The organism is Rathayibacter sp. AY2B9 (assembly GCF_002931595.1).
Taxonomy (GTDB): Bacteria; Actinomycetota; Actinomycetes; order Actinomycetales; family Microbacteriaceae; genus Rathayibacter.
Genome location: NZ_PSUB01000014.1, coordinates 14,206 through 28,942, shown reverse-complemented (window position 1 = coordinate 28,942; position 14,737 = coordinate 14,206). Strand labels below are relative to the sequence as shown.

The following is a 14,737-nucleotide window of genomic DNA, read 5'->3' as shown; positions in this document are numbered from 1 at the left end:
ACCCCTCGGTAGCGCTAGCCAGGCGAGCCTGCCCGATCCCGTCAGTGCTGCACCGGCTGGGAAGAGACGAAGGGGAGAGGCAGAGCCCAGCGCCGGCCGGGAGTTAACCCATGCAGTCAGGGTGACACGGACCCCCGTCATTCGCACTCGGACAGAGTCATCGATGGTGCAGAGCCCCAGTCGAAGCGGCGATCTGCACACCTCGGTGGGCGAGGAGATGCGGACGGTGCCGGCGGGCTGACCGCTGTCAGCCGGTCTGCTGCGGGTCGTCAGGAAGCCCGACGGCTCCTAGGCTGACCCGATGAGTTCCCCGGCACCGACCCGCCCATTCGTGGGTGTAGCGCGCATCGCCGTCGGTGCAGCCGCCGTCGCGGTGATCCTCCACACCTATGCGCTGAGCATTGCGGTCGGCGACCCGAATCCGTTCGACTACTTCGGCTACTTCACGAACCAGACCAGCCTGCTCGCGAGCGCGGTGCTGATCGTCGCCGGATCGGTCGCGCTCGCCCGCCGTCCGACGCCCGTGTGGCTGAGCTACGTCCGCGGCGCGGCGACGGCCTACTCGATCGTCGTCGCCGTGATCTACAACACCCTCGTTCCCGGTACCGGGACGGCCCCGCCCTGGGTCAGCGCCGTCCTGCACGTGGTGCTCCCCGCGCTCGTCCTCCTCGACTTCATCGTCGTCAACGACCGCGGGCCGCTCTCCTGGCGCCGGCTGTGGGTCGTCCTGCCCTACCCGATCGTCTGGGTCGTCGTCGTGCTCGTCCGCGGGGCGACCGACGGGTGGGTGCCGTACGGCTTCCTGCTCCCCGAGAACGGCGTGCCGTCGCTCGTCCTGCACGTCGCCGGGCTGACCTGCGCGGTGATCCTCGCGGGCGCGCTCGTCTGGGCGCTGAGCCGACGCCGCAGATCGGCTGGTTGACGTCCGGTCCTCCGTCGCCGTGGACCATGAGGCGTGCTGATTCCCGACGTCGGGCGCGTCACCTCTCGTGCGTCGCGGCTCGGCCGCGGCGGGCTCTGATCACGCGCGACACGAGATCGATGACCAGCAACCCCGACATCAGTTCAGTCTCGCGAACCCGAGCGCCTTGTGCGCGTCCCGTATGGGGATCGTCGAGCGATCACCTGAACGCCGATTCGTGGACCGACGCACGCCGCATCGCGACGGCGGGACGATAGAACCCCTGGGAGCCGCCGTCTCTCACCATTCGTCGCCCAGCTTGCGGAGCCGGTTGTCCTCCGGCAGGGTCTGGCGCGAGAAGTCGTGCAGAACGTCGGACGACGCCGTTTCCTGTCCGTCGCGTTCAGCTCGTCGGATGGCCGCGAGGACGACGCATGTCACAGCCACGATCAACGCCGCAGCAGTCGTCAACGTCATCCATGTCGGCTGAACGGTCGAACCGTCCGAGCACAGCGGGTTCCAGAGGAACCCCTCTCCGGTCAGGCTGCCTCCGCCGCGGGTCCGGCACGTCTCGCTCGGGTCCCACATGTAGATGGAGGCAACCGCTCCCATGACGGCTGCGAGACCGCCGAAGACCAAGGCGAGAACGACGGGCGTCGCTGCACTCGGTCGCGGGGGCTCTCCAACGGTCATCGGGACATCATGCACTGCACTCCACGGGATCGATCAAGAACCGGAACAACAGAGGCGGCTGCGAGCGCCCCGCAGGGAGGTCATCGCGCAGCGACAGAGGACTTCAGCACTTCACCGACACGCAGAATCTCGTCCGAAGGGAAGCGGAACGGGTTGAGGGAGAGCAGGTCATCCGCCGTCATCCAGGCTCTTCCCTTTCTCGTGAGGTTGGGGCGACCGGATGGAGTGGCCGCAGTTCCCTCAGGGGCCACAGCGCATTGCTCGTGGCCGGGCTCGTGGATGAGCCCAGAGAGCGCGGACGCCCTTTCGTCGTCGCGGGAGCGACGATCGCGGCTGCAGCCGTTCTCTGCGCTCCCGTGTACGACGCCGGTCTAGCCGTCCTCCGGACCGAGGGGGACGTGCCGACAGCTGCTCTCGGTGCGCCCGCCCGACGCGATGATCCCGAACAGCTGTCGAGCCAGCTCGGAACGACGCCGCAAGCGCGCATCAGCTACGGGCAGCGGTAGGTCTTCGCGAAGTCGGTTGCCGTGAACTGCCTTCCCTCGGTCATAGAGGTCAGTGACGGGCAGATGTCGTTGTTGTGCGCCGCCGCTACGAAGGGGGTTGCTGCTTGTGGGACGCAGCCGTAGTCCTGGTCGGGCTGGTCGAGGATGCGCAGCTGACCTGTCTCCCCGGCGGCGAGGTGAAGATCGGACCAGGAGCAGGACCAGGTGAGTGAGGCTCCGGTGTCGTTGGTGATGCTGACGTAGTGGGAAGGGCCATGCACCCCGAACAGCAGATCACCCACCCACAGAACCGCGGCCGCCACGACGGCTAGAGCGCCCAGCGCGATCGACAGTCTCACCAACCGTCGTTGGCGGGGTGGCGTCTGCCGGTCCGGCGAGAGCCCGCTCGGATCACAACTGTCCAGACCTTCAACCACGGCGTCTCCCCTCAATGGGCGAGAAACGGCCTCGACCGCTGCCCAGCTCGAGTCCGCCCACGGGAGAAGAGTAGGCGTGATGCGGCTCTCACCACGAGGAGCAACCGGCTCGCGACCGAGAGCGTCCGCAAGACGATCGTTCACAGATGCATTGCGGGACTGGCGATGTTCGTTCGTGAAGTTTGAGACGAAACGGCGCTCTGAGGGCATTCACTACTGAGGGGGTGATGTCGGGTGGTCGGTGCTGCTGAGGCGACGCTGGTGGATCGTCTTCGCGGCGGTGACCCGTCGGCGCTGGACGTTCTCTTCCGGATGCACGGCCGCGCGGTCTACCGCGCCGCGGGAAGCTTCCTCGCGGACGCCGGCCAGGCGGAGGACGTCGTGCAGGAGAGCTTCTTCCTGCTCTGGAAGCGCCGCTCGAGCGTGCGCATCGTGGGGGAGTCGGTGCTGCCGTGGCTGCTGGTGACGGCACGCAACGTCAGCTCCTCGACCAATCGCCGCGAGCAGCGCCGGCGCCACCAGCCCCTCTCCGACGACACCGCCTCTCGCGGCGTCGATGCGGAGACGAGCGACCGGCTGCTCGACGTGCGGAGGCTGGTCGAGCAGATGAGTGCGACGGACCGCGCGATCTGGACGGCGTGTATCGAAGACGACCTCAGCTACAGCGATGCCGCGCGCTCCCTCGGCCTGTCCCACGGGACGGTCCGCAACCGCCTCTCGCGGGTGCGGGCATCGCTGGCGAGAACTGTGACGGAACGGACAGAGGACCATGGACAGTCGTGACCTGAGCGATGAGCAGCTCGAGCGCATCAGCGCACGACTCGCGCACCGCATCCGCCGCCGCCGACGTCTCGGTCAAGCCGCGGCGGTGACAATTGCCGGTGTCGCGGGCGCGGTCCTCAGCGCGGCAGTCCTGTCGGCGGTGACGACGGAGCGCGGCACTCCGGTCGCAGCGCCCGTCACCTGCTGGGAACAGGACGGGCAGGGCGTCGCTCTGTCGGGCGAGATCCAGACGCCCGCGAAGCAGTCCACGGCGTCGCTCGCAGCGGCGTGTGCTGCGCTCGCGGGCACCAACGGAGACGGAACGGACGCCGCCCTGTTCTCCCTCGCAGGAACCCAGGTGTGCCAGGAGGGCGGCCGGATCGACATCTTCACGGGACTGACCACCACAGTCGACTGCATCAACCCGCCCGTGACCCGGACCGGAGTCGACCAGTGACTTTCAGACGCACGAGAACCCTCGCCCTCAGCATCCTCTGCCTCTCCGCGGCGCTCCTCGTCAGTGGATGCGCGACGAGCGCCGGCAGCCCCGGTTCCCCACCGACGTCGCAGGTGCCGGGTGAACTGCTCGGCGCCGAAGTCGCGACCAGGCTCGTCTACGAGACCACTTCGGTCGTCGGTGACCAGGGATCGGGCGGATGGCTGCTCGATCACCCCGTCAGCCTTCGCATCGTCGGCATCGGCCGGTCGACGCTCAGCATCGACGGTCCCTGCAACACGCTCACCTACGACCTCCAGTCCGCCGGTCTGCAGACGTCCGTGTGGGTCGTCACCGGGGGCCCCGCGACGACCTACGTCGGCTGCCTCGCCGCCGCCGGCGAACGAGAGCAGTGGCTCATGGACGTGCTGGGCGCCGAGGACGTCAGCCTCACCCAGACCTCCACGACGATGCGCATCCGTTCCGGCCCCGTCACCATCGACGCCACCGCCAGCACGACCCCCATCTCCACCGAGACGCCTGCCCAACCAACGGAGACGACGGAGGCCCTCACACCCACCGTCCCGACAGAGGGTCCGCCGGGCACCCCCATTGCCACCGCCGCCTCTGAGGGGCCGATCATCGACGTCCAGCAGCTGACGAATCCGGCGCTCGACCTGGCGAACGGCACCGGAAGACTCCTCTCGACGCTCAGTGCGGAGGAGAAGAAGCAGTACCCGATCTACGCGGTCGGAACCACGTACGAGGAGCTCGCCGCGTATGACCCCGCTCTCGCGGACCACTACTGGGTCGCACAGGACGAGCCGGTCTGGGCGCTGACCGTGCACGCGCCCGCGGAGAGAACAGACGTGCCCTATGGCTTCGACCTCCATCGGGTGGACGTCTTCACCGCCGTCTACGACGGGATCAGCGGAGAGCTCCTGACGTCACAGGGCGATGTCGACCTCGCGTCTCTCGGTGCGCCCGGCGAGCTGATCACCGCCGGATAGATCCTTAGTTACCGTCCGTATGGGAATCCCCAAACGGGACGCCAGAGGCGATGCGGATGAGGCGAAGCGCGCGATTGCTTGGTGGCGCGCTCGCTACGCTCACGTGATGGTCGGCCTCCCGCAGTGGCGCCGGCGAGCTGACGCTCGCCGTTCGCGCCGCGCCCGGTTCCGGGTTCTGCTCGCTGAGGTTTGTGGTGAGTGCTCGCACCCCTGGGTGGAGCACCTCGCGGACGCCGGCCTGGTCGGCAGCCCCGTGTGCTCGGAGTGCGTCTACGAGCTCGAGCATGGGTTCAATAGCGGACCGATTTGTCACCGACCGGTTCCGATCGATGTGTTGAGTCGCGCTGATGCCGCTGCGGCGGCGGCAGGGCAGGGCGGCAGTGATCAATTGGTCGGAGGAGGCCAGATTCGGGTCGCAAAAGAAGACCGTGACGCCTCATGTCAGCGTCCGGCGAGAGTGGTCAGCAGGTCCTGGATGCTCGTCTTCTCGACAACCGGGTCGGGGCTGCCGGCGCGGACGGAGGAGAGAACGGGGTCGATCTGCTGGTCGACGTAGGTCCACGTCTGGCAGTTCGCGGCGCTCAGTGCGGGCTCCGCGTCGTCCCAGGCGGTCTCAAGGTCGGTGGCGCGGGCTTTCGCGCCGGCCTGATCGCCGCTGGTGACGAAGGCGAGGGTGTCGGCGGTGATCGTCTGGAAGTTCTGCACGTCGGCGGAGGGGAAGTCGGTCTGAACGGATGCCTTCGCGTCAGCTGCGGACAGCGTTCCCGACGCATCGCAGGCCGGGGCTGCGCCTTCCGGTGCCGGACTGGTGTGCGGCTGGCTGTTGGTGAAGGCGAGCAGCCCGACGACGGCGACGGCGAGGACCGCGAAGGCGACGAGTGAACGGCGTTCGCGGGCGACTGGCGTGGTGTAGTGCTCGGATGCGCCCTTGTCGACATCGGCCTTGCTGAGGGAGAGGTAGACGACGGTGGCGAGGATCGCGAGCAGGAAGATGATGCTGGTGACGAAGGTGCCGAGCCCGAGGCCCTGCTCGTCGGGGGACAGGCCGAGCCAGTCACCGATATTGGCGCCGAGGGGGCGGGTGAGGATGTAGGCGATCCAGAACGCGAGGACCGGGTTCGCGCCGTAGCGCCAGAGGCCGGTGACGATCGCGAGCAGCGTGAGGGGCAGGAGGATCGAGACGCCAGGGCCCCAGCCGGTGAGCTCGAGAGTCCAGTCGCCGAGGGCGGTGCCGAGCGCGAAGGTGACGAGGACGGTGAGCCAGTAGAACGCCTCGCGCGGGGCGGTGTCGATGCTGTGGATGGAGAGGGTGCGCTCCTTCGAGTACCAGACGCTGAACACGATCGCGAGCAGCACGGAGAAGACGAGGGAGCTGGCCCAGAGGGGGACGCCGAGCTGGTCGGTGAGGATGTCGGTGAGCAGGGTGCCGGTGACGCTCATGACGACGACGGTCAGCCAGTACGCGGCGGGCAGGTAGCGGCGCAGCCGCATCTGGATCGCGAGCACGACTGCGGTGACGATGATGAAGATCACGGCGGTCGCGATGAGGCCGACGCCGAGGACCATGTTGATCCAGTCGGCGAAGCTCTCGCCGACGGTGGTGCAGAGGATCTTGATGATCCAGAACCAGATGGTGACCTCGGGGACCTTGCTGAGCAGCCGCCGGCCGCGGGACGGTGCTGCCGTCGTTGAGATGTCCATGCCCGCAGAGTCTCAGTCGGGAAGTGGGCGGCGGCTCGGGATGCGCCGTGCTGCGTTGTGTTTGCTCACAACGACCCGAAGTACCCGAACGCGATCAGGTCGGTACCGAGCTGAGGGGGTCGAGGCTCTGTGCTTTCACAACGGATGCAGGGGAATCCGCCGCCGCCACAGACGGCTCGTTCATAGCGTGGACTTCTGCGGCGTGCTTCGCGTCGAGAGACGAGGACGACACTGATGCCGAACCGGGAACCCCTACCGGACGGTGCGATCGCGTATCGGGCGGCGCGACGATGGCCGCTGATCTCGGCGGGCCTCGCGGTGCTGCTCACCATCCTCCTGGCCGCGCTGATCTTCTACCGCGAGCACGACAAGCCGTTCGGGTTCGACACCGCCTGGATGAACGAGATCATCGAGCACCGGTCCACGTTCTGGCTGGTCCCGTCGCTGGTGATGAACAGCCTCGGCGGCGGGATCCTCGGGACGATCGTGATTCCTCTGGTCGTCTTCGCGGCGCTGCTGCTCTGGCGCGGTCGCTGGGCTGCGACGTACTTCGCGATCGCCGCGCCGCTCAGCGGGCTGCTGGTGCAGATCCTCAAGAACGCGGTCGGGCGTCCACGGCCGCTGGAGATCCTCGTGAACGCCGACTTCGGCTCCTTCCCCTCCGGACACAGCGCGAACGCGGCCACGACCGCGGTGGTCCTCGCGATCGTCTTCCCCCTGTGGTGGGTCCGGATCGCCGGTGCCCTCTACACGGTGGCGATGATGCTCAGCCGCACCTACCTCGGTGCGCACTGGATCTCCGACACCGTCGGCGGGCTGCTCCTGGGCGCCGGGGTGGCGTTGATCGTCTGGGCGCCGCTCGCGGTCAGGCTGCACACCGAACGTGCTGCATCACCGTCGTTCCGTTGGCGGCGCTTCTCCGGGCACCGTCCGACCAGATGACGGCGGAAGGCAGCGGGCAGCGCTGCCGGTGAGCGGGTCGCTGTGCGCTTGTTCAACGGACCCGGCGAAGCCCCCAGCCCCGGGTGCCGCAGACTGCCCGACCATGGCGGCATGACGCATCTCACCGATCAGCGCCGCCCTCCGCTCCCTCGGATCCGCTCCCGCCTCCTCGCCGGCCGCTACGCCGCCTCGACGGTGCCCGAGGCGACGGCGCTGTTCTGGGTCCTCAAGGTGCTGACGACGGGGATGGGCGAGACGGCGTCGGACTTCCTCGCGACCGCGTTCGACCCGGTGATCGTGGTCGGCGCGACAGGGCTCGCGTTCCTCGCGGCCCTCGCGCTGCAGTTCGCGGCCCGCCGGTACATCCCGTGGGTGTACTGGACGGCGGTGCTGATGGTGAGCGTCTTCGGCACGATGGCCGCCGACGTGCTGCACGTGGTCGCCGGAGTCCCGTACCTCGTCTCGACTCTCGGGTTCGCGGTGGCGCTCGCCGCGGTCTTCGCCCTGTGGTGGCGGGCGGAGCGGACGCTGTCGATCCACTCGATAACGACGCCGCGCCGCGCCGCGTTCTACTGGCTCGCCGTCTCCGGGACCTTCGCGCTCGGCACGGCCGCGGGCGATCTGACCGCGTCGACGCTCGGGTTCGGCTACCTGCCGTCCGCGGTCCTGTTCGCGGCGGTCATCGCGGTGCCGGCGCTCGCGCATCGGTTCACGGGGCGGAACGCGGTCCTCGCGTTCTGGGCCGCCTACGTCGTCACGCGACCGCTCGGCGCCTCGGTCTGCGACTGGCTCGCGGATCCGGTCGACCGGAAGGGCCTGGGCCTGGGCACCGGCCCGGTCACGCTCGCGGCCCTCGCGGTGTTCATGCTGCTGGTAGCGGTGATCGCGCTCCGCCGACCGCGCCCGACCCGTTGAGCGCGGCGCTCAGGCGTCGCGGCCAGCGCGGTTCTTCTGCCGCCAGTACGTGAGCGCGATCCCGGCGAGGCTGATCACGACGATGCCGACGAGGACGATGTCGATGTACTTCCCCACGAAGTCCGCGACGCCGGGGATCTGCCCGAGGAAGAAGCCGAGGAGGATCACGCCGGTGGACCAGACGGCGGCGCCGAGGGCGTTGAAGCCGACGAAGTGGCCGTAGTGCATCTTCCCGACGCCGGCTGCGACGGGGGCGAAGGTGCGCACGACCGGCACGAAGCGGGCGATGGTGACCGCCCAGCCGCCGAACCGGTCGAAGAACGACTGGGTGCGGGCGACGCTCGAGCGGCTGAAGAGCCCGCTGTCCTTGCGCTCGAAGATCCGCGGCCCGCTCGCGCGGCCGATGACGAACCCGAGCTGGTCGCCGAGGAACGCGGCGGCGGCGACCATCAGGATCACCAGCGGCACCGGCAGGGAGATCACGCCGGTCGCGACGAAGACACCGGTGAAGAAGAGGAGGGTGTCACCGGGGAGGAAGAACCCGATCAGCAGGCCCGTCTCGACGAAGGCGATCAGGCAGACCAGGGCGATCGCCCAGGGTCCGGCGCCGTCGAGGAGGGATTGGGGGTCGATCATCGGTTCTCCTTGCGAGAGGTCGGGTGGGGCTGCGTCGCGGGGATGCGGACGTCGACACCGAGGCCGTGGGGGACGAGGTTGCGGAGTCGGAGCTCGCCGCCGGCGGCGCGGCTGAGACCGGCGACGATCGCGAGCCCGAGGCCGGCGCCGCCGTCGCGGGAGCGGGCGGCATCCGGGCGGGTGAAACGGTCGGTCGCGACCGCGAGGAACGCGTCAGGAACGCCCGGGCCGTCGTCGTCGACGGAGAGGACGATCTCTTCGGCGCGCTCGACGAGGGTCGCGCTGACGCTGCCGCCGTCGGGCGTCGCAGTGACGGCGTTCGCGAGCAGGTTGTCCAGGATCCGGCCGAAATCGGTCGGGGAGATCGGGTACCGGGCGGCGACGATCGAGGCGGGGGCGACGAAGTCGATCGCGAGGTCCCGCTCGCGGGCGAGCATCCGGGCGCGGTCGACGCTGTCGGCTACCTCCTCCCGCAGAGCCGCCGAGGAGGCGTCGCCGGTAGCGATGCCCGCGTCGATCCTCGACAGGATCAGCAGCCCGTCCGTCAGGGACTGCAGGCGGTCGATCGAGCGGCGCGCGTCGACGACATCGGCGTAGAGAGCCGCCGGATCGTCACGGACCCGCTCAGCGAGCTCGAGCCGGGTGCGCAGCGCGGCGAGCGGGGTGCGCAGCTCGTGGCTCGCGTCGGCGACGAGCCGCCGCTCCCGGTCCGCCGACTCCCGCAGGTCCGCGATCAGCGCGTTCAGGGTCGAGGCGAGGTCGGAGAGCTCGTCGCGGGCGGGCCCGACCGGGAGCAGCTCGGTGGAGCGTCCCTGGCGCAGCCGGTCGGCGATCGCGCGCATCCTGCCGACGGGGCGCAGCGCGAGGCCGACCAGGACCCAGGACGTCACAGCGAACGCGACGAACAGGATCGCGAGGGCGATCAGGAGCGTCGTGCTGACGCCGCCGACGACGGCCTCGGCGGTGTCGCGGCTCTCCTCGATCAGCGCCTGCGACGCTCCCGAGCGGACCAGCTCGATCGTGGAGGCATCGAGGATGTGATCGAGCTGCTCGCGCACGACGACCGCGACGATCCCGAAGAACAGCATCGCGACCAGCAGGCTCGACACCGTGATCCGCACCCGGATCGACAGGGACCGCCAGCTCACGGCTTCCCCCCGAGCCGGTAGCCCGCACCCCGACGGGTGAGGATCTCGACCGACGCACCGCCCGCGGCCAGCTTGCGGCGGAGGTAGCTGACGTACTGCTCCGCGATGTTGTGGTCCACGAAGTCCGCCGACCCCCACACCTCGAGCAGGATCTCCTCCCGCGGCACGAAGTCCCCGGCACGCGCCGCGAGCGCGCGGAGGACTCCGAACTCCTTTGGACTCAGCGGCAGGACGGCGCCGTCGATCGTCGCGGAGTGGGCGTACGGGTCCATGCGCAGGTTCCCGATCATGACCGGCGCGCGATTCGTGAGGTGCTCTCTGCGAATCATGGCTCGTAGGCGAGCGGAGAGCTCCTCGAAGTGGAACGGCTTGGCGAGGTAGTCGTCGGCGCCTGCGTCGAGGCCGAACACGCGGTCCTGCAGCGCGTCGCGGGCGGTGAGCATGATCACCGGGAGCGTGGCACCGGTCGCGCGCAGGTGCCGGCAGATCTCGAAGCCGCTCATTCCGGGGAGCATCACGTCGAGAACTGCGGCGGCGTAGTCCGCGTCGCGCGCCGCGTTCAGCGCGTCGACCCCGTTCGAGAACAGGGCGACGTCGTAGCCGTCGCCGGTAAGACCCCGCTTGATGAGCTCGCCCATCTCGACGTCGTCTTCGACGACCATCACCGCGTCACGCATCCCGGCCTCCTACGGTCATGCTCGCACCCGTGGCGCGGCGGAACCGGCCTGCTCCGCGGAGATATGCGGCTTCTCAGCGGTACGCGCTGCATACAGAGACAGCGCACGTGCACCCCGATCGAGCAGCACGTTCCTGGTGCGCAGACGATCTCGGATGCGGGCACTGACATGGACGCCTACCTCCGGTCGACGCGGTGCTGCGCGCTGCGCGCATTTTGCCTGGAAGCCTTCGGCAGCGTACGGGCCTCCGGCGTCCGCGCAAGCCGCTGCGCGGCCGGCTCCTCCGAGGTTGTCGACACGCGGTCGCTGCGCTCCCTCACATCGCGCCGACAACCTCTCCTCCACCGCCCTCCGGGTTGCGCTCCCACCTTCGACCCTGCTCGGCACTACGTGCCTTCCAGGCAAAAAACGCTGGGAGAGAAGGAAGAACGACCGAGCCAGACCACCCCCGCTGGCTTGACAAACCTGATTGAGAATCTTCACCTCTCCGCGGTTTCAACCTATTTCGCTCCACCGGCTCCGTGCCACCGATCCCGAACGCGGTCGCTGCGCTCCCTCACATCGCTCGCTATCGGCGTCACTGCGCCGCCTCCACTCAAACGGTTTTCCCCGCCGGAGAGGCAAAGAAAAACGATCAGCCAGAGGGAGCACCCACACCATGCAGACCACCACCGACTTGCAGACCACCACGAAGACCTACCTCACGCTCGGAGGCACCCGCGCGGTCGACGTCCGCGTCGTGGGCACCGACCCCACGACGACGCCCTCGGTACACGTCACCCGCCGCAAGTCCGGGGTCTGGGAGGCGTGGCACTCCGACCAGCTGCACGGCATCACCAGCGGCTCGTTCCGCCACTGCGTCGCCCACGCCCGCCGCGCAGCGATCCGCCGCGTCGCCCCGTTCCTGAGCCGCTGAGAGGACCACACCATGACCCGCATCGACACCGGCCGCGCGAGCGCCGACCAGCTCGCCCTCATCCTCGCGACCAGCCGCGACGAGGACCCGGAGAACGCCGCCGCGACCGACGTGGAGATTCTCACGCACACCCGCAACACGCTCGGACTGCCGGGGGAGTGTGGACCCGGCGGGATGCCTGTCTAACGACCGGCGCTTACGGCGCCCGAGCGGCGGCCGGAGCGGTCACCGAGCGGAGCTGGGACCGGGCCGCGCGTTTTTGTGCGGCCGATGCCGCGCAGTCTCATGGTGGCCGAACGCGACGTGGCGATCCGAGCCATAATCCCGGGTGTATTCGAGCAGCTACGCGGCAGCGCTGTCGCGATCAATGAGCCGGTCGTCCTCTTCCACGACCTCACTCAGCAGCCGAAATACGGACTGTCCACTCTCCGCGGAGCACCCTGGCAACCGCCGGCTGGGAGCCGTCTCAGTCGCACCAGACTGGTCGAACCGCTTCGGCTCATCGATCGCCCCTATCGCGAGCGAGGTTTGCATCCCGCCAACGTGTTCATCGTCATCGACGTGCGCTCGCAGCGCGCCTGGTTCGGCCAGTCGTTGAGGGCGGTGCTAGCGCACACGTCGGGACCATTCCTCGACCCGGGAACGGGCGTCGAGATTCCGCCGACACCCCTCGACAGTCCGCCGGTGCGCCTCTCTCTTCGAGCGCAGGTCTTTGCGCCCGCCGACATTCCGTACCTGGCGCGCAGCGTGGGTGCGCCGAGGGACAATCCCGAAGAGTCGTTCCTGCTCCAGGAGGAGCTGTTGCAGCTCGCCGTGGACAGTCTCGACGGGAACGAGCACCTTGACCCGTACCCGGTGCACATCAACGGCCTCTGGATCTTCGCTAGACCAGTGATCATGCACCGACCAGACGGGACCGAGAGGCACATTCGCGCTGTCTGGTCCCGACAGGGCGAAGTCGTCTGGCGGATGCGCACGTTCGTCGCAGGCCGTGGCCGTGACCCGAAGGAGGTCGGAGAGCGGCTAGCCGGCCGACTGCCGTTCGTGCCGGTGTGGGACGAGACTCGGCCTGAGCAGAAGATGCTCGCGGCCGTGTGGGCGCTCATGGCGCAGGGCGACGTCACCGAGTCGGACCGGCGGGCCGGCGCCCAGGGAGGCTCGGATGGTGGAGCGCCGGGTGACCTGGTGGTCGTTCGCGTGAAAGCGGGAACCGACCATGCACAGGTCTACCGTCACGACGACCCGAGCAATCTCGAGGACCGGGATCCGTGGAGCGTGCGCGGCCACTGGCGAGACCAGCCCTACCCTTCGCTCGGTCGAGACGAGAACGGGAAGACGCTCACGAGAATGATCTGGATCGCGTCATACGTGAAGGGCAACCCCGCGGGTGACCTGCCTCTCGACAAGGTCATCACCGTTCGCCCGTAGTACGGACGAAGCGCGCTTACGCGGAGTTGTCGGCTCCCCTCGCGCGCGGAGGGACGCGAAGGCTCAGCGTTGAGGTGCTGACCCGCGCAGCGACGTCTACTTGACCACCAACTCGACCAGACCTGCCACCACAACCGGAGCTCCGAGGATGGTCGCGATCAACGAGCAAAGCGCCGCATGATCCTCGAACCTCTCCACCAGGTCAGGCTGGTCCTTCACATCCGAGGCGCGAGCGATTGTCGTCCACACCTCCTTTGTGAACAGACAGATAGCCGAGGCCGCCGCGCAGATGATGAACACCCACTTGCGTCCGTCGAGGTCGTTCCACACCTTCGCCAGGTCCGCACCGAATTCGATCGTCAGGGAGGCGAGCAGGGTGGCAACACTGAGTGCTGCGATGACAGTGACGGTCGCCAGCCGGGTCTTCTTTCTCAGGAGGCGTCGAGTCACACCACGCGGAAGCGTGTCGACGTGGTCTGTTGCCTTCCATGTTCCGCCAGGTTTGGAGGCGCCGTCTTCTCCGGTTGTGGTGGTCCAGGTGCCGCTATTTGGTGCTGATGTCATGAAGGAGAAAGTACCGAAGAAGCTGAATTAACCGCTGCGCTCTGCGCGCCCGACAGGGGGTCGCCTTCCGGACATCTCTAATCGTGTTGCTCTCGGGCGCCGCACGGCTAGCGCCTGAGGTCGAAACCATTTTCAAATCCGGTGATCAGCCAGGAGCCTTCGGACCTGGCGAGGGCGTACGCCCAATCCGTATCGGAGTAAACCGGGGCACCATCGACAGCGCGGTAGGTGTAGCTCGAGGTGCCCTTGATCGAGAGCGCCGGCACGCCGGCGTCGGTCGTGAACGCCCACACCTGATCCGTCGAGATCTCACCCGCCGCGACGCGAGGGCCGCCGTCGCGCACGAGGTCAGGGGTCGCGTTGTTGAAGTTGTTGGAGATGATGATGGAGCGGTCGGCGCCGTCCGACTGCTCACTTCGAATGCCGTCCACGTAGTCGGGGTGGACGTACTTCGGAGCCTCGTCCTGCTTCCACTGCTCCCAGCCGGTTTGACGGTCAAGCGCCGTGGAATCGTTTAGCTGCTCTGCGACGAAGGTCACGACGAACTGCTGCGCCGAGAGGACGTCCGCCTCGGACCAGCCGCTCTGAGCGACGCTGGAGTCCAGCGAGGCTTGGTCGACCACCATCGATTCGTCAGTCGGGTCGATCGTTGTCAGAGCGTACGACCCGTACTTGTCGGTGATCACGGCCGGCTTGCCGCTCGCGTCGAGCTTGAGAACGACGTCGCCCTCGGGTGACTCCACCAACGCCGAACGTTCCGCGGCGGCTGTCGGCTCGGCTGGCTGAGAGGCTGCGGACGAACCGCTGTTGAAGGCTTCGCCGACCGAGGTTGGGGCGCAGCCGGCCATGCTTACCGCGGCAACGGTTCCGGCCGCGATCGCGATCCAATGAGGTCTAGTCCGGCTCTTCATGGACGCAGGCTAGCGCGCGGGCAGCGGCGGGCTTCGCCTCCTCAGGGAGTCACTCTGCCTTTTTCCCGCGCTTCTTGGTTGCTGGTAGGGGCTCGGCTCCCACCGATAGCGCCCGCAGTGCGAGAGCGCGCTTGCTCGGGGCGCCGGAGCTGCACAGGGCGACCAGCGGAATCAC

Annotated in this window: 17 protein-coding genes; 9 read left to right on the top strand and 8 right to left on the bottom strand. The window is 68.3% G+C overall.

Going from position 1 to position 14,737, the window contains the following annotated elements:
* The first annotated feature begins 301 nt into the window (after positions 1 to 301).
* Positions 302 to 922 (top strand): Pr6Pr family membrane protein, encoded by a 621-nt coding sequence (locus C5C25_RS12810; RefSeq protein WP_146078432.1) that lies wholly within the window; start codon positions 302 to 304, stop codon positions 920 to 922.
* A gap of 279 nt (positions 923 to 1,201) precedes the next feature.
* On the opposite strand, the gene C5C25_RS12805 is transcribed toward C5C25_RS12810, so the two are convergent.
* Together C5C25_RS12805 and C5C25_RS12800 are read right to left on the bottom strand one after the other, a co-directional pair.
* Entirely contained in the window at positions 1,202 to 1,594 is a 393-nt protein-coding gene (locus tag C5C25_RS12805; RefSeq protein WP_104250836.1) for a hypothetical protein, read from the bottom strand.
* 490 nt (positions 1,595 to 2,084) lie between these two features.
* Complete coding sequence (locus C5C25_RS12800) at positions 2,085 to 2,438, bottom strand: hypothetical protein (RefSeq protein ID WP_104227085.1); 354 nt, start codon at positions 2,436 to 2,438, stop codon at positions 2,085 to 2,087.
* 339 nt (positions 2,439 to 2,777) lie between these two features.
* Between C5C25_RS12800 and C5C25_RS12795 the strand changes: the two genes are divergently transcribed.
* From C5C25_RS12795 to C5C25_RS12785, 3 genes are all read left to right on the top strand, one after another.
* The gene (locus C5C25_RS12795) at positions 2,778 to 3,299 is read left to right on the top strand and encodes an RNA polymerase sigma factor (protein WP_181133699.1); all 522 of its coding nucleotides are present in this window, start codon (positions 2,778 to 2,780) and stop codon (positions 3,297 to 3,299) included.
* A complete protein-coding gene (locus C5C25_RS12790) occupies positions 3,286 to 3,735 on the top strand; it encodes a hypothetical protein (RefSeq protein ID WP_104250834.1) in 450 nt (149 codons plus the stop codon). Before C5C25_RS12795 ends, C5C25_RS12790 begins: the two co-directional genes overlap by 14 nt.
* Positions 3,736 to 3,848: 113 nt before the next feature.
* Positions 3,849 to 4,724, top strand: a complete 876-nt coding sequence (locus C5C25_RS12785; RefSeq protein WP_146079476.1) for a hypothetical protein — start codon at positions 3,849 to 3,851, stop codon at positions 4,722 to 4,724.
* Positions 4,725 to 5,165: 441 nt separating this feature from the next.
* On the opposite strand, the gene C5C25_RS12780 is transcribed toward C5C25_RS12785, so the two are convergent.
* Positions 5,166 to 6,425, bottom strand: coding sequence for a hypothetical protein (locus C5C25_RS12780; RefSeq protein ID WP_104250832.1), 1,260 nt, complete (start codon positions 6,423 to 6,425; stop codon positions 5,166 to 5,168).
* A gap of 234 nt (positions 6,426 to 6,659) precedes the next feature.
* Between C5C25_RS12780 and C5C25_RS12775 the strand changes: the two genes are divergently transcribed.
* Together C5C25_RS12775 and C5C25_RS12770 are read left to right on the top strand one after the other, a co-directional pair.
* On the top strand, positions 6,660 to 7,367 hold the full coding sequence (locus C5C25_RS12775) for a phosphatase PAP2 family protein (protein ID WP_104250831.1): 708 nt from the start codon (positions 6,660 to 6,662) through the stop codon (positions 7,365 to 7,367).
* Between the two features lie 111 nt (positions 7,368 to 7,478).
* Positions 7,479 to 8,282 carry a hypothetical protein gene (locus C5C25_RS12770; RefSeq protein ID WP_104250830.1) on the top strand — a complete coding sequence of 268 codons (804 nt, stop codon included), beginning with the start codon at positions 7,479 to 7,481 and terminating at the stop codon, positions 8,280 to 8,282.
* A gap of 9 nt (positions 8,283 to 8,291) precedes the next feature.
* Here the strand turns inward: C5C25_RS12770 and C5C25_RS12765 are convergent, their stop codons facing one another.
* From C5C25_RS12765 to C5C25_RS12755, 3 genes are read right to left on the bottom strand one after another with little or no spacing between them, the layout of a single operon-like run.
* Positions 8,292 to 8,918 (bottom strand): DedA family protein, encoded by a 627-nt coding sequence (locus C5C25_RS12765; RefSeq protein ID WP_104250829.1) that lies wholly within the window; start codon positions 8,916 to 8,918, stop codon positions 8,292 to 8,294.
* Entirely contained in the window at positions 8,915 to 10,066 is a 1,152-nt protein-coding gene (locus C5C25_RS12760; protein ID WP_258069413.1) for a cell wall metabolism sensor histidine kinase WalK, read from the bottom strand. Before C5C25_RS12760 ends, C5C25_RS12765 begins: the two co-directional genes overlap by 4 nt.
* Positions 10,063 to 10,743 carry a response regulator transcription factor gene (locus tag C5C25_RS12755; protein ID WP_104250828.1) on the bottom strand — a complete coding sequence of 227 codons (681 nt, stop codon included), beginning with the start codon at positions 10,741 to 10,743 and terminating at the stop codon, positions 10,063 to 10,065. The genes C5C25_RS12760 and C5C25_RS12755 overlap by 4 nt, the downstream gene beginning before the upstream one ends.
* Positions 10,744 to 11,401: 658 nt before the next feature.
* Between C5C25_RS12755 and C5C25_RS12750 the strand changes: the two genes are divergently transcribed.
* The 3 genes from C5C25_RS12750 (at position 11,402) to C5C25_RS12740 (ending at position 13,087) form a co-directional block, all read left to right on the top strand.
* A complete protein-coding gene (locus C5C25_RS12750; RefSeq protein WP_104250827.1) occupies positions 11,402 to 11,659 on the top strand; it encodes a hypothetical protein in 258 nt (85 codons plus the stop codon).
* Positions 11,660 to 11,671: 12 nt separating this feature from the next.
* Positions 11,672 to 11,845: a hypothetical protein gene (locus tag C5C25_RS16570; RefSeq protein WP_181072847.1), complete on the top strand. Its 174-nt coding sequence runs from the start codon at positions 11,672 to 11,674 to the stop codon at positions 11,843 to 11,845.
* An 84-nt stretch (positions 11,846 to 11,929) separates the two neighbouring features.
* Positions 11,930 to 13,087 carry a hypothetical protein gene (locus tag C5C25_RS12740; protein ID WP_146079475.1) on the top strand — a complete coding sequence of 386 codons (1,158 nt, stop codon included), beginning with the start codon at positions 11,930 to 11,932 and terminating at the stop codon, positions 13,085 to 13,087.
* 96 nt (positions 13,088 to 13,183) lie between these two features.
* Here the strand turns inward: C5C25_RS12740 and C5C25_RS12735 are convergent, their stop codons facing one another.
* Positions 13,184 to 13,651 (bottom strand): hypothetical protein, encoded by a 468-nt coding sequence (locus C5C25_RS12735; protein ID WP_146079474.1) that lies wholly within the window; start codon positions 13,649 to 13,651, stop codon positions 13,184 to 13,186.
* 107 nt (positions 13,652 to 13,758) lie between these two features.
* Positions 13,759 to 14,562, bottom strand: a complete 804-nt coding sequence (locus tag C5C25_RS12730; protein WP_146079473.1) for a hypothetical protein — start codon at positions 14,560 to 14,562, stop codon at positions 13,759 to 13,761.
* Positions 14,563 to 14,737: the final 175 nt, after the last annotated feature.